This is a genomic window from Vibrio sp. M260121 (assembly GCF_036533715.1).
Classification (GTDB): Bacteria; Pseudomonadota; Gammaproteobacteria; order Enterobacterales; family Vibrionaceae; genus Vibrio.
The window spans coordinates 1-12,319 of the sequence record NZ_JATABF010000055.1 but is presented as its reverse complement, the minus strand read 5'-3'; the positions used below and the strand labels follow the sequence as shown (position 1 = coordinate 12,319).

The following is a 12,319-nucleotide window of genomic DNA, read 5'->3' as shown; positions in this document are numbered from 1 at the left end:
ACGCGTGGCATTTTTACTATGCGTTGGTTTTAGTGTTTAAGGTGGTATGCGGCAGCTTCGGTATTGCGTTGCTCACACCTTAACAGGGCGTTAGGCTCACTTTGAGCGTCGTCACACAAATAACTTATAGACAACAGTTTGCATTGATATTTTTACAGCCCCCCCCCCAATTTCAGTAAGTGTACAGTAATTTAGAGGATGTATCATGAAACCAATTTATAATAATAGTGGTAATACAACCGCTTGGGTTAATGGCGAAAATATCTACGATTTAAATGGTGCTCACTTAGCCGTGATAAATGGCGCCAATGTATATAACCGCAATGGTGAACACCTAGGCATTTTGGATAATGGCTTGTTTCGTGATCACAATGGTGGCGTTGTCGCATTTTTGGATGGTGCCACAGGAGGACCAATCTTACCGATTCCCGCGATCCCGTCAATTCCACCCATTCCGGCTATTCCATCGCTAGGCTGGGGTCAAGATTGGAACCAATTTATCAGGTAGATTCAAGGTTAGCCTAACAAAGCATTTAAGAGTGATTCCCAACGCTTGGCATTTTTGGTGCCACCGTTGGGTTTTGTGTTTACAGTGGTATGGTTAAGTTTCGTGGTAGCGTTACTCACACCTTAATGCGGCGTTAGCAATATGGAGTAAATAATGAATGTAGTTGATGAAGTAAAGAAGATTGACATAGATACAGCAACAGGTGTCACTTTGTTTTTCGTTTCAGCCTTAGCTCCCGGGTTGCTAATGATGTTCCTATACAAAAGGAACTTGTTTATTGAACTTGAAACTTTAAAGCTAGTTTTAGTTTCTTTAGCCCTAAGCACTCCAGGAATTGTGTTGCCTCAGTTTGTTTCTACAATTAGTGCATCTGTTTGTACACTGAAGTTCAAGTTGGACCGTTCGATGTTAGGTAGTGCTAAAGAATGGTTTTACCGTCATTCGATTAATAATGCGATAAACGTTTACTTGATACTTTTCATTTGTTACATCTTCAAATTATCGTTTCAATTTTTTGCTTGGATGTATGTTGGCTCTATAGTGCTATTAAGTATCTACGAAATGATATACATCCTCAAAAGAGCAGCTAATCCGGATAAGTATCCCTCAATGCCTATGGAGTAATATTGCTAACAAACTGTTTAAGAGTGATTCGCAACGCGTGGCATTTTTACTATGCGTTGAATTTAGTGATTAAGGTGGTATGCGGCGGCATCGGTATTGCGTTGCTCACCCCTTAGCAGGGCGTTAGCCCTTTTCTCCATATCTAGAGGTTTATATGGAATATCCAAATGTTCAATATTTATCGAAGTATCGAACACTTCGTCATTCAGATGGTTCAATTAATGAAAATACGTTAAATATTTTACGTAATAGAGCTGTTTGGTACGCGGCGCCACATACATTTAACGATCCTTTTGACTGTAAGATTAGACCATTAAAAGTTCCAATGGATGGCGAGTATATTGGTCATTTTGAAGATATGGACCACCTAGAATATTATCTTGCATCGAGGTCTAAAGAAGCAGCCGAGAAAGGTAATGAAAAAGAGTTTCATGAGTTTCTATATAAACTAACCCAACGAAGAAATGACAAGCTGGAAGAGCAATCAAAAAATTACGCAGTAATGTGTTTTAGTGAAATTCACGATCATAGTTTAATGTGGTCGCACTACGCAGATGAACACAAAGGGATAGTGATTACATTTGAACGTACAGAAGATAATATGCTTGGTCGTTCGAGTTGTCGACCTGTTCGTTACAGCCGGCATTACCCAAGAATCTCTCATGCAGAATATTGGAAAAGTAGAAAGTTTTCCTCTAATGAGCACCCACAAGATCATGATGTATTGTCGATGTGCTTGTTCACTAAATACGAAGATTGGTTTTATGAAAAGGAATGGCGAGACATCATCCACAACTCTCAAGGCAATGGTCAGCTAATCGAACTTGATGCGAAAATCAAAGGTGTTTTTTTCGGTTGCAGAACACCAGAAGAAGATAAAAAGTTAGTCAAAGATATACTAGGAAACTCTGTAGAATATCTCCAAATGTACCAAGATGATTCTGGCTTTCAATTGACACCCATGTCAGAAGAGCAATGGAAAGTTGAGACTAACAGGGTTAAGAAACTAGGGCAGTATGATCACTTTGATGGGCATGAGGTGATGACTAGGTATGGTAGTCCTAGTTATTTTGTTGATCCCAGGGTCGCAGAAGAGGTGCTAAGGAACATGAAGTTTAAATAACCACAGGGCTAACAAACTGTTTAAGAGTGATTCGCAACGCGCGGCATTTTTACTATGCGTTGGTTTAGGTGTTTAAGGTGGTATGCGGCGACATCGGTATTGCGTTGCTCACACCTTAACAGGGCGTTATACCACAAGGAGTAATATGTGATTGTAGTAGCAAGGTTTTCTTTTCCTCATGAAGCTCATATTGCGAAAGCGAGTCTAGATAGTGCCGGGATAGAAAGTCACATCGCTGACGAGCACACGGTGAATACTCAGTGGCTTTATTCAAACGCTATGGGCGGTGTTCGTCTGATGGTGGCCGAGAGTGATGCAGAGGAAGCGAAACAAATACTTAGTGGTGACTTCTCAGAATCATTGGAAAATGAAGTTGCCGATGAAGCAAAAGATGTTTGTCCTAACTGTGGTAGCACAGAGCTATTTGCATTTACAAAAGGTAAGCGTCCAGCTTTCTTAGTATTTATTTTACTGGGTTTTCCACTGTTCTTTTACAAGCATGGTTACAAGTGTAAGCAGTGTGGGGAGTTCAGTGAAAAGCTTTGAGTAGTGGTATAACAAAGCGTTCAAGAGGGATTCTCAACGCTTGGCGGTTTTGGTTCAAAGTTTACTTTTGTGTTTATGGCACAATAGGTTTAGTTAGGTGGCATTGCGTTGTTCACCCCTTAACGCGGCGTTAGTTTGCAAGAGGAAAAACGCAGCTATATCGCAAGATCTAGTGGTAAAAGCTGAAAGTCTAAATTGTCATATTGGTGTTCAATTTCAGTGTTAACTGGCGTGGTGAAAATCCAAAATTGGCATCGTTTCAACGGTTGATTTGTTCTTTGGTGCGGCGACTTTTGGGTTACCTGAGTCGAACTTTTTTGCTGAAACTCTGCTCGTTGAGTTTGTTGGTGCAAAAGCCGATCTACTCGCTGAAATGGTGTTTTCTCTGGTGTGGTAAGTTCATGTGGTTTCAGTGGCTTTGTTGAAAGCCCGCATTGTGATATTGGTTTTCCAAAAGCGCTTTTTGGTGTTGTTAGTTCGTTTTCTGCGGCGTTGTTTGTTCCACGTGGTTTCATTGAGTAGCCGCTTTGAGACTACGCCTGACTTAAATGCATCAAAACGCCTAAGGTTTATTGTTTGCAAAGCTTAAAATAACGTAAAATCAACGCTTTGGGTTTGCAAACTAACAAACTGCTCAAGAGGGATTCGCAACGCGTGGCATTTTTACTATGCGTTGGTTTAAGTGATTAAGGTGGTATGCAGCGGCTTCGGTATTGCGTTGCTCACCCCTTAGCAGGGCGTTATACGTTTGAGTGAAAGTTATGAGTAAATATAGAGCCCTATGGGCAATGTTTGGTGCAGTTGTTTTGGTGCAGGTTGCACTTGGAGCTGTGATGTATTTTGAATTGCCAAATTGGGATGCTAGAAACTCGTTTGGTGGTATGTTTGGTGTAGTGAATACTCTTTTTTCTGGGCTTGCATTTTGTGGTGTTATATATGCCATTGTTCTTCAGAGTAAAGAGCTGGAGTTGCAAAGGCAGGAGCTAAAATTAACCCGTGATGAACTATCAAATCACCGTGGGGAGTTAAGTAGAGCAGCAAAAGCTCAAACTGAGCAGGCACAACTAATGCATCATGCTGCGAAAATTAACGCTACAAGTACACGTTTAGAGATTGCCACTACGATGTACATAAATAATAGAAACATCCCTAAAGGGTATTCTATGAATGAAAGCCATAATTCTCGTGATGTTATGGTTGATGCATATAAGGAACTCGATCGCTTGTACAAAGAAAACGTATAACAATCTGTTTAAGAGTGATTCGCAACGCTTGGCATTTTTACAATGCGTTGCATTTAGTGTTTAAGATGTTATGCAGCGGCTTTTGTATTGCGTTGCTCACACCTTAACAGGGCGTTAGCAATATTAATCGTGACAATAGATTACCTAGATTGAATGAAGATAGTTTGCAAATATAATTACCCCCTTTTTTTTTATTCAATAAGTTAAATATGAAAAAGTTAACAATTTGCTCTTTAATTATGGGCTCTTTACTCGCGTCAGGCTGTTCTACTATCACCAATGGCTCAAACGAACAGATTTCGTTTAGTTCTCGTGAAGAGGGAACTAAGTTATTTATTGACGGCAAATACCATGGAAAAGATCACGCTAGCATTACCGTACCACGTGGTGATGCGCATACTGTAGTTGCACAGAAAACAGGGTGTGAACAGACGACTGTGACCACTGATTATAGTTTTCAGTGGGGTAAAAGTTTATTCCTTAACGTTTTAATTGACTTTGGTATTATCTCAATTCCAACAGACCTTCTAACAGGTTCGGCTTGGGAGACAGATTCTTCTCATTACGAAGTTACTCCAAACTGTCCTGAAGCTCCAGCTAGCTAATATCCTACATTGTAAGAAATATTGCTAACAAACTGTTTAAGAGTGATTCGCAACGCGTGGCATTTTTGCTATGCGTTGCGTTTTGCGTTTAAGGTGGTATGCGGTAGCATTGGTATTGCGTTGCTCACACCTTAACAGGGCGTTAGTTGCCTTCAACAACTTTGAGTAAGGGTTTAACAATGATCGAGAATCTACCCGATCCAGATGAGTTTAAAAGTCTTAGCATCCAATATTTGGCGCAGTCTATAGATCATGTTTTCAAAACGGAGCAAGCTATTTCGCCCGCTGTAATTGTAACGGGTTTTGGTGACAGTGACTTGGAAGAGGAATGGGAGTCAAGGCAAGGGGTCCTTGGTAACTCATTGATAATGCTATTTCTTAGCATTGAAAACTACTTTAAGTATGAAGTCAGCAAACTAAATCCACACGAACTATTAACTGATGAGTCTAAAGTTCATATAGAAACGCCAGAAATAGTTGATTTTGAAGATCTGTATTTAGAGGGGAGTGAAATTTTATGCGTAAAGTATCAAAAACTCACAGGTAAGACTCTAGATGGTAATGCACTAAAGATGCTCGATGAATTAAGAGTTAAACGAAATAAGTTTACTCATGGTTTGCATCGAGATTTTATCGAACCAAACTACATTGTTGAGGTTATTGCAGAGTTCTTAACTTTAATTTGGGGAACATCTTGGATTTCAGATTTCAGAGAGGTTATGGTCACAGAACCATTATATGGTCTCTTTGACGAAGATGAAGAGAACATGCAGTTGCTTCAGTACTTTAAGTTCTTTGAAGACTACTTGTCCCAACGAAAATTCAAAAAGTTGATCGGTATGCCTAACAGTGGGCGGAGGTACCTTTGTCCCCATTGCCAAGAAAACTCTATTGAAACAGGTGGTTTAATCAATGCAAATTTTGCATGTTTAGAGCCAAATGAACCGGAAGCCATCGAACTTCACTGTTGGTTATGCGACGGGTATGCAGAGGTAAATCGAACCCCATGTGAACATGAAGAATGCCTTGGCAACGTTATCTATCCTGAGGATTCGAGTATGTTTCATATGAATAATATTTGTTTAACCTGCAGTGGTGAACAAGGCAACTAACAAACTGTTTAAGAGTGATTCGCAACGCGTGGCATTTTTACTATGCGTTGGTTTTGGTGATTAAGGTGGTATGCGGGAGCTTCGGTATAGCGTTGCTCACACCTTAACAGGGCGTTATACATTTGGAGCAATATGAAACTTAAGCAACTAGAAAATATGCTCTACAAGGCGACCAAATCAATAATAGTAAGGTTGTCGTCTGAGTTTCCGCAGCATCACTTTTATTACGTAGCTTTGGTCACAACTGGAGAGGGGCATCGACCTATATTTTCGGCTTGGTCTGACGAACTATTGCAAACCGAAGCTTCATCCTTTGAAGACCGAGAAGAAATAAAATGGTCATATGCAGACTCACCGTTGTTTGGTTTCTGTGATGAATACTTCTCAGGTGTTGAACTTCTTTTGGACAATGTGACCGCTGAATGTGGTTTTAGTGAAGAAACTACGGCAGCTCTTTTATCTGCGATGGAGTTGACTCTTAAGCGCTTGGATATTGAAGGTTACTTCGATAGCTTAAATTGTCGAAATAAACTTTATATCAACGCAGAAATCATGCCGCCAGACGCGACAAACGTTGAACGAGCATATAGGTTAAATCCGCGTGAGTCCTTAGATAGTTGGCTTCGAGAGGCGGCGGAATAAATGTATAACAAATTGTTCAAGAGTGATTCGGCACGCGTGGCATTTTTGCTATGCGTAAGTTTTAGTGGTTAAGGTGGTATGCGGGAGCTTCGGTATTGCGTGCCTCACACCTTAACAAGGCGTTAACTGGCGCAGAAAATACGCAAGCACAATGATACAGTTTCTAGGTTCAGAGATTTGGCATTTTCGGTCGGTTTCCTTAGCTGAGCTAATGCGACTAATTTCAGTTTGATACTTAAGCTTACTGATGTGAAAGGCGGCAACAAGCTTTCTAATAATATAAGGCATTCGCGATTAGTTCGGCGCACTTACATCGCCGAAGTATGGTGTTGTGAGACGCATTTCAAACTAAAGATAAACGGTAATCTTCTAGTTAAATACATGTTTGAGTTAGCTTTACTAATCATTAATTAGGAAAACTAGCCTTGGCTAAAGTGGTTGTAAGATCGGCGAAAACTGAAAGGCGCTCAGTTAACAAACTGTTCAAGAGGGATTCGCAACGCGTGGCATTTTCGCTATGCGTTGATTTTAGTGTTTAAGGTGGTGTGCGGTCGCTTCGGTAATGCGCTGCTCACCCCTTAACAGAGCGTTAGGCGACGGGCAGGAAAGCTCTTTGTTCTCATCTTCTTATATCTCCGGCCATTCGTTTTTCTCAGTCGGCAATTTAGCGTTGTCGGCTCAAATCCTTGAATCTCTCCAACCGTAAAACATGCCAAAATTCGCGGGTTGCCTCATTGGTTTTCACAGCTGGTTAGTTGTGAATTTTATTGGCTTAAAGTGTGGTAGGGGCAAGTTAATCGAGGCTTTCGTTCTCGCTTCAAGTTTGCAGTTTTGCGTCTCGCTTCCTCAAAAGCGACTTGATCGCTGAAAGTCTGTATTTCGTGGTTGTCGAAATTTTGGCTGTAACATAGTGACTTTTGTGGTTCTTGAATCACAAAAAATCAGTGGGTGTTTGGTTGCTTATTTGGTTTCGGGTAATCTGTTTTCAAAGCCACTTAAACACAGGCGGGAAACTTCGCCTAACAAGGCGTTTAAGGCGGATTCACAACGCTTGGCGATCTCAGTTCAAGTTAGGTTAAGTGTTTAAGGTACAATGGTTTAGGTTTGGTGGTGTGCGTTGTTCACCACTTAACGCGGCGTTATGTTTACGGGAGAAATTTGACCATGTTTGAAATGATAAACACCGTTCTTGCTCTTTTGGCTGTTGTGATTTCACTTGTTGCTCTAATTAGAACTAGAAAGGTCGCGGAACAGCAAAAGGTGTTAACAACACAAGCAAATCGAATTTCAGCTTTAACAACGCTTTTAAGTGAATACAAAAATCGCGCGAATATATTCGAAACAGCTCTAAATGACGGAACTGTCGAAAAAGAAAACCTCAACAGAATTGGCATAGAAGATGCTCTGGAAGAGTATCAGGAAAAGCAGTATGAAACTCTAGAACAGTTGGAAAAAGAGCTCAGTGGGCTGAAATAAACATAACAAACTGTTTAAGAGGGATTCCCAACGCTTGGGACTTTTGGTTCCAATTTGAGTATTGTGATTACGATGGTAATTTTAGGTTAGGTGGTAGCGTTGCTCACCCCTTAACAGGGCGTTATGTAGCTAGGTAAGAAATGGAGTATAAATGCTTGGTTTAGTTCGATTTGTAGTGGTTGCGAATGTAATAGCAGCCGTAATAGTTGTTGGCCTTGAGGTGTCCACAGGCTTCTTTGGGCTTAAGTTTGTATCGGACTACGCATTTTTCATCGTTCTACTTTTATGGGGAACGACAGCCTTATTTTTCATGTATCCGCCTTTGGGTGGTATAGGGCAGTCTGACGACAAAGTTGATAGGGTTACAGACTCAATGGTTGACCGTAGCATTACGGACGAAATCGATGATGAGCGGTTCTCAGAAAATACAGCTTTTTGTATCAAACTACTTATAGCTGGGGTGCCTGCATTCTTGGTTTGTGTCCTTGCGAGCATCGCTACATAACAAGCAATTTAAGAGGGATTCACAACGCTTGGCACTTTTGCTTCTACTTCAAATTTAGTGTTTACGGTACAATGCGTTAGGTTGGGTAGTGGCGTTGTTCACCCCTTAATTGGGCGTTAGGTCAACGAGTGCAATTCCAAGAGAGGGAGAACTAGGATGAAGTTGAATGACTACTTGGAGTCTATAAATGAGCTTGTATTTTTCAAGGGCCCTGATGTAAAGGGAAGTTTTGAATATAACTTGCAATGGTATGAGAATCGGCACCCCAAACACCGTTTGTACTTTTATATTTCGGGGCTATTAACGTCTGTATCTCTAGTCGTCTTGTATGGTCTCAATAGCTCACCGGAACTTGGGAAGATTGTTTCTATATTGCTTCTTTTCGTAAGTTCCATTTCATCATTGTTTGCTTTTAAGCGTTCTTGGTCGGGTTATTACCTAGCCAGTCAGAATTTACTCGCATTGAAAGATATCTATGATGAGTCTTTGTTGCGAGCAAAACTTATTAACGACGAAGATGAAGTTCAGGCGTTAAAAATAGTGATCGCGTCTACAACACAATTTATGAAGGCAGCCAATAAAGTCGTAAACAACGAAACTGTAGATTATTTTTCAGCAGTAAAGTTACCAGGTTTTCCGTCTAAAAATTGACCTAACAAACAATTTAAGAGTGATTCAGCACGCTTGGCATTGTTGGTTTGGTTTTAGCTCAGTGTTTACGGTGTTCAAATGAAGTGCCGTGGTTGCGTGCTTCACACCTTAATTGGGCGTTAGGTGAAAAAGAGGAACTAAATGGGTAAATCTGATCGAGAAATCATTGCCATTTTAAAAGATGTATTCCAATTAAATTTCGTGAAACCGATGAAGTCAGATCATCACTTAAGAATATGGATGATTCGCATGACTTTTGCAGTATCGGTGCTTGGACTTTTGGGGCGCGGATTCTTAGCCCTAACTGGACACGAGATTACCCAAGATTTTTCCTCAATGGTTAATACTCCAATTGCATTTTTCTTCACGCTGTTGTTCTTACATATTAATAACGAAATCGAAGATACAAGCATCATTATGTTTGTACTTACTTGGCTGTCATTAATGTTAGCTTTGTACGTGTAGGAAGAATTTCACCTAACAAGCAATTTAAGAGGGATTCACAACGCTTGGCATTTTTGCTTCTACTTCAAATTTAGTGTTTATGGCACAATGCTTTAGGTGTGGGTGGTAGCGTTGTTCACCCCTTAATTGGGCGTTATGTGCCTTTCGGAGAAATTTCGTGTTTGAGAATGAATCAGCATTTGAATCTTACTTGCGTGATCTGATAAAGAAGAGAATATGCTCAAATCATAAAGATTTAGAGCTTTTCGATAACAAGAAAGCTGTTGATATTCTCATCTGTCGTAATGGTGAGAAGCCTTCTCTATATTTTATAGAGGTAAAGTACCATAAAAAGTCACATGGGCGCTTAGGCTTTGGGAGTTCAAGTGGCGGTGGCTTTCAGCCCGAAATAGTTGCGAAAGCTCCAGATTACTTTGAGTCAAATTTAAGGTGGGTAATCGCTGGGGAAGGGCATGAAAGTACTGGAATTATATTTGTTCCATCGAGTGTAATAAGAAATTACGTTTCTGGAGGAAATGTTGGTCAGAAGTTTAATAATATTCAACAGAAAATATTCAAAGAAGTCGATGGGTTCAGTGAGGATGCATTGGTAATTGAACTTGAAAGTTGGTTAACTAGCTAGCACATAACAAAGCGTTTAAGGCGGATTCACAACGCTTGGCGATCTCAGTTCAAGTTAAATTTAGTGTTTAAGGTACAACGGTTTAGGCTTGGTGGTTGGCGTTGTTCACCACTTAACGCAGCGTTATATTTTTTTTGGAGTAACTACATGGAAGTTTTAATAAAGTACTTTCCACTTCTTGGAATAGTGCTTAATACCGCTGGTGTCATCATGCTAGCTCTATTTTCTATGCCAAAAGATGTTCTTTTCAAAGATGGTTCAGAAGCATTTGCTGTTAATTCATCTGTAGAAAGGACTGAGTATATGAAAAGCAAATATGTCAAACATCGAATCTTAACTATTGTCGGATACGTACTGCTCTTTTCGGGTATTACGGTTCAGGCGATACCAGCAGCGATCGAAGCGTTATAAAATAAGGAGTAACAATGAAATACACGACAGAGCAGTTAGATAAATTTTTGAAAGATGTGGATGACGGAAAATATAAACAAGCCACTTGCCCGCCAGAAAGATTGATTACTCCTGAACATGATAATACTGATATCTTGTCAATCCCAAGCGATGACGATTGTAAAGAAAGGGACGTATTTGAACGACCTCAAGGGGGAGTTTGGCGCCAAGTATAAGAAAAATATAACAAAGCGTTTAAGACGGATTCCCAACGCTTGGCATTTTCGGTTTGATTCAGCTTTAGTGTTTACGGCACAATGGTTTTGGTAGGGTGGTAGCGTTGCTCACCACTTAACGCGGCGTTATAAAATCAAGGAGGAAAACATGGCAGATAGGCCACTCTTTATCAAGGAACTTGTTCGTCAGGTTCATAATGAACTTTATGAATCTCAAGAAGAAAGGGAGCTTCAGGGACAAGATGCTTTGTTTGAAGTAGAAAAGCTAACGATAGAAGCCAATTTCATAGTTACCGACTCAGAGACGGAATCTGGAGGGATAGACTTTAAACTGTTGAAGTATAATGCGGGCGGTTCATCAAAAAATGAGAGGGTTCATAAAGTTATCTTGGAACTAGTCACTCCCTCTAAACCCTCAAGTAATGTGCCGAGAAGTGATGACAAATCTAGTGGCGGTGGTACTGGCGGTGGTTTTCTCACTCCTAGAAAAGGGTTAAACCCGGCTCCAATACGCTGATTTATAACAAACAATTTAAGAGTGATTCAGCACGCTTGGCTTTTTTGGTTTGGGTTTAGTTCAGTGTTTACGGTGGTCAAGTTAAGTGTCGTGGTCGCGTGCTTCACACCTTAATTGGGGTTAGCCCACAAACAATTAGTTCACGAAAAGGACTATTTTCATCAATGTATTAATAGGAGCCTAGATGCCATTAACAAAAGATACATATCAAAATTTTTACTTTGGGAATAGCGCTGAGCATCATGTCATGAGCAAGGCATTCTTTCATGGGCTAGAAGCTCACAAGTACAATCCTGATTTTGGGTTTGATCTTTGTATAACAAATAGAGCGCGAGAGTTTTTTAAGGGGGAAAGAAAGAGAAATATCGACGTACAAGTAAAAGCGACTTGGTTAATCGAAGGGTGTGCTAGATTTTTTATAAAAAAGGAAGAAGTTGAGTTTTTACTTAGTCAGAAAAATTCAGCTACCGTCTTTTGCATTTATGACGCTGAAATCTTGAGTGCTCCCGTCTCTTTTGAAGATGATAGAGAGGGGATACTTGCGTTAGAGGAAGCGATGAATCAAAGCTATAGGCAATCTATTTTCGATAATCAGAAAAAAAATGACTTTGATAAAGATGAAGTTAAACATATAGATATAGATGACTTTGAAATAGATATGTTTTGGCTTAACTCTAAACAACTAAATAAAGCGATTGAAATCGGTGTGCTACATGAGTGCAAGGAAGACTTTTATATGATGAGTATCATTAGAGATGATGGCGCATATATCTTTGAAGCAAAATTGGAATGTGGTACTAAAGTTTCTGAGTTACCTTTACCTGAAATTAGTAAATTAAAGTATCTATTCAGGTTAGAGGATGGAAACTCACCTCTTGATTTAGAAAATTTTGTTGTTGGATAAATATAGTTTTATATTTTCCCTACGAGGTAAAGAGGCTTAGTATCAAGTTTGAAGTGCGACACTTTCTACAGATGCGCATGAATATACTCCGTTGGTGTCCTATACCCAAGTCTTTTGCGTGGGCGCGTATTTAATTTGTGTGCAATTTC

Annotated in this window: 18 protein-coding genes; 17 read left to right on the top strand and 1 reads right to left on the bottom strand. The window is 40.1% G+C overall.

Annotated elements, in window-relative coordinates; genetic code table 11:
* The first annotated feature begins 205 nt into the window (after window positions 1–205).
* The 4 genes from QTO06_RS22545 (at window position 206) to QTO06_RS22530 (ending at window position 2,801) form a co-directional block, all read left to right on the top strand.
* A complete protein-coding gene (locus QTO06_RS22545) occupies window positions 206–508 on the top strand; it encodes a 4-fold beta flower protein (RefSeq protein ID WP_331409901.1) in 303 nt (100 codons plus the stop codon).
* 153 nt (window positions 509–661) lie between these two features.
* Complete coding sequence (locus QTO06_RS22540) at window positions 662–1,132, top strand: hypothetical protein (RefSeq protein WP_331409900.1); 471 nt, start codon at window positions 662–664, stop codon at window positions 1,130–1,132.
* A gap of 154 nt (window positions 1,133–1,286) precedes the next feature.
* Entirely contained in the window at window positions 1,287–2,255 is a 969-nt protein-coding gene (locus tag QTO06_RS22535) for a DUF2971 domain-containing protein (RefSeq protein WP_047482961.1), read from the top strand.
* Between the two features lie 147 nt (window positions 2,256–2,402).
* Entirely contained in the window at window positions 2,403–2,801 is a 399-nt protein-coding gene (locus QTO06_RS22530; protein ID WP_331409896.1) for a putative signal transducing protein, read from the top strand.
* A gap of 155 nt (window positions 2,802–2,956) precedes the next feature.
* Here QTO06_RS22530 and QTO06_RS22525 read toward each other — a convergent pair whose 3' ends face one another.
* A complete protein-coding gene (locus QTO06_RS22525; RefSeq protein WP_322523639.1) occupies window positions 2,957–3,316 on the bottom strand; it encodes a hypothetical protein in 360 nt (119 codons plus the stop codon).
* Between the two features lie 246 nt (window positions 3,317–3,562).
* Here QTO06_RS22525 and QTO06_RS22520 point away from each other — a divergent pair, with 246 nt between their 5' ends.
* The 13 genes from QTO06_RS22520 (at window position 3,563) to QTO06_RS22460 (ending at window position 12,170) form a co-directional block, all read left to right on the top strand.
* Window positions 3,563–4,045: a hypothetical protein gene (locus QTO06_RS22520; protein WP_140373923.1), complete on the top strand. Its 483-nt coding sequence runs from the start codon at window positions 3,563–3,565 to the stop codon at window positions 4,043–4,045.
* A 209-nt stretch (window positions 4,046–4,254) separates the two neighbouring features.
* On the top strand, window positions 4,255–4,650 hold the full coding sequence (locus QTO06_RS22515; protein ID WP_331409891.1) for a hypothetical protein: 396 nt from the start codon (window positions 4,255–4,257) through the stop codon (window positions 4,648–4,650).
* A gap of 179 nt (window positions 4,651–4,829) precedes the next feature.
* Window positions 4,830–5,762 carry a hypothetical protein gene (locus QTO06_RS22510; RefSeq protein ID WP_331409890.1) on the top strand — a complete coding sequence of 311 codons (933 nt, stop codon included), beginning with the start codon at window positions 4,830–4,832 and terminating at the stop codon, window positions 5,760–5,762.
* A gap of 132 nt (window positions 5,763–5,894) precedes the next feature.
* Window positions 5,895–6,404 carry a DUF4303 domain-containing protein gene (locus QTO06_RS22505; protein WP_213908296.1) on the top strand — a complete coding sequence of 170 codons (510 nt, stop codon included), beginning with the start codon at window positions 5,895–5,897 and terminating at the stop codon, window positions 6,402–6,404.
* Between the two features lie 1,164 nt (window positions 6,405–7,568).
* The gene (locus QTO06_RS22500) at window positions 7,569–7,880 is read left to right on the top strand and encodes a hypothetical protein (protein ID WP_331409888.1); all 312 of its coding nucleotides are present in this window, start codon (window positions 7,569–7,571) and stop codon (window positions 7,878–7,880) included.
* A 151-nt stretch (window positions 7,881–8,031) separates the two neighbouring features.
* Window positions 8,032–8,385, top strand: coding sequence for a hypothetical protein (locus tag QTO06_RS22495; protein WP_331409887.1), 354 nt, complete (start codon window positions 8,032–8,034; stop codon window positions 8,383–8,385).
* Between the two features lie 156 nt (window positions 8,386–8,541).
* Window positions 8,542–9,036: a hypothetical protein gene (locus QTO06_RS22490; protein ID WP_331409886.1), complete on the top strand. Its 495-nt coding sequence runs from the start codon at window positions 8,542–8,544 to the stop codon at window positions 9,034–9,036.
* Between the two features lie 141 nt (window positions 9,037–9,177).
* Window positions 9,178–9,501, top strand: coding sequence for a hypothetical protein (locus tag QTO06_RS22485; protein WP_038940623.1), 324 nt, complete (start codon window positions 9,178–9,180; stop codon window positions 9,499–9,501).
* A gap of 157 nt (window positions 9,502–9,658) precedes the next feature.
* Window positions 9,659–10,123: a hypothetical protein gene (locus QTO06_RS22480; RefSeq protein WP_025633588.1), complete on the top strand. Its 465-nt coding sequence runs from the start codon at window positions 9,659–9,661 to the stop codon at window positions 10,121–10,123.
* Window positions 10,124–10,270: 147 nt separating this feature from the next.
* Complete coding sequence (locus QTO06_RS22475) at window positions 10,271–10,534, top strand: hypothetical protein (RefSeq protein ID WP_331409882.1); 264 nt, start codon at window positions 10,271–10,273, stop codon at window positions 10,532–10,534.
* A gap of 14 nt (window positions 10,535–10,548) precedes the next feature.
* Window positions 10,549–10,749: a hypothetical protein gene (locus QTO06_RS22470; protein WP_331409880.1), complete on the top strand. Its 201-nt coding sequence runs from the start codon at window positions 10,549–10,551 to the stop codon at window positions 10,747–10,749.
* A gap of 148 nt (window positions 10,750–10,897) precedes the next feature.
* Window positions 10,898–11,266 carry a trypco2 family protein gene (locus tag QTO06_RS22465; protein ID WP_331409878.1) on the top strand — a complete coding sequence of 123 codons (369 nt, stop codon included), beginning with the start codon at window positions 10,898–10,900 and terminating at the stop codon, window positions 11,264–11,266.
* A 184-nt stretch (window positions 11,267–11,450) separates the two neighbouring features.
* Window positions 11,451–12,170, top strand: a complete 720-nt coding sequence (locus tag QTO06_RS22460; protein ID WP_331409877.1) for a hypothetical protein — start codon at window positions 11,451–11,453, stop codon at window positions 12,168–12,170.
* Window positions 12,171–12,319: the final 149 nt, after the last annotated feature.

What these genes read in the sequence shown, in the direction of transcription:
- QTO06_RS22495 (WP_331409887.1), top strand. Translation starts at nt 8,032, where the DNA reads ATGCTTGGTTTAGTTCGATTTGTAGTGGTTGCGAATGTAATAGCAGCC.
- QTO06_RS22460 (WP_331409877.1), top strand. Translation starts at nt 11,451, where the DNA reads ATGCCATTAACAAAAGATACATATCAAAATTTTTACTTTGGGAATAGC.
- QTO06_RS22540 (WP_331409900.1), top strand. Translation starts at nt 662, where the DNA reads ATGAATGTAGTTGATGAAGTAAAGAAGATTGACATAGATACAGCAACA.
- QTO06_RS22515 (WP_331409891.1), top strand. Translation starts at nt 4,255, where the DNA reads ATGAAAAAGTTAACAATTTGCTCTTTAATTATGGGCTCTTTACTCGCG.
- QTO06_RS22470 (WP_331409880.1), top strand. Translation starts at nt 10,549, where the DNA reads ATGAAATACACGACAGAGCAGTTAGATAAATTTTTGAAAGATGTGGAT.
- QTO06_RS22510 (WP_331409890.1), top strand. Translation starts at nt 4,830, where the DNA reads ATGATCGAGAATCTACCCGATCCAGATGAGTTTAAAAGTCTTAGCATC.
- QTO06_RS22545 (WP_331409901.1), top strand. Translation starts at nt 206, where the DNA reads ATGAAACCAATTTATAATAATAGTGGTAATACAACCGCTTGGGTTAAT.
- QTO06_RS22485 (WP_038940623.1), top strand. Translation starts at nt 9,178, where the DNA reads ATGGGTAAATCTGATCGAGAAATCATTGCCATTTTAAAAGATGTATTC.
- QTO06_RS22490 (WP_331409886.1), top strand. Translation starts at nt 8,542, where the DNA reads ATGAAGTTGAATGACTACTTGGAGTCTATAAATGAGCTTGTATTTTTC.
- QTO06_RS22500 (WP_331409888.1), top strand. Translation starts at nt 7,569, where the DNA reads ATGTTTGAAATGATAAACACCGTTCTTGCTCTTTTGGCTGTTGTGATT.
- QTO06_RS22535 (WP_047482961.1), top strand. Translation starts at nt 1,287, where the DNA reads ATGGAATATCCAAATGTTCAATATTTATCGAAGTATCGAACACTTCGT.
- QTO06_RS22520 (WP_140373923.1), top strand. Translation starts at nt 3,563, where the DNA reads ATGAGTAAATATAGAGCCCTATGGGCAATGTTTGGTGCAGTTGTTTTG.
- QTO06_RS22475 (WP_331409882.1), top strand. Translation starts at nt 10,271, where the DNA reads ATGGAAGTTTTAATAAAGTACTTTCCACTTCTTGGAATAGTGCTTAAT.
- QTO06_RS22465 (WP_331409878.1), top strand. Translation starts at nt 10,898, where the DNA reads ATGGCAGATAGGCCACTCTTTATCAAGGAACTTGTTCGTCAGGTTCAT.
- QTO06_RS22505 (WP_213908296.1), top strand. Translation starts at nt 5,895, where the DNA reads ATGAAACTTAAGCAACTAGAAAATATGCTCTACAAGGCGACCAAATCA.
- QTO06_RS22525 (WP_322523639.1), bottom strand. Translation starts at nt 3,316, where the DNA reads ATGAAACCACGTGGAACAAACAACGCCGCAGAAAACGAACTAACAACA.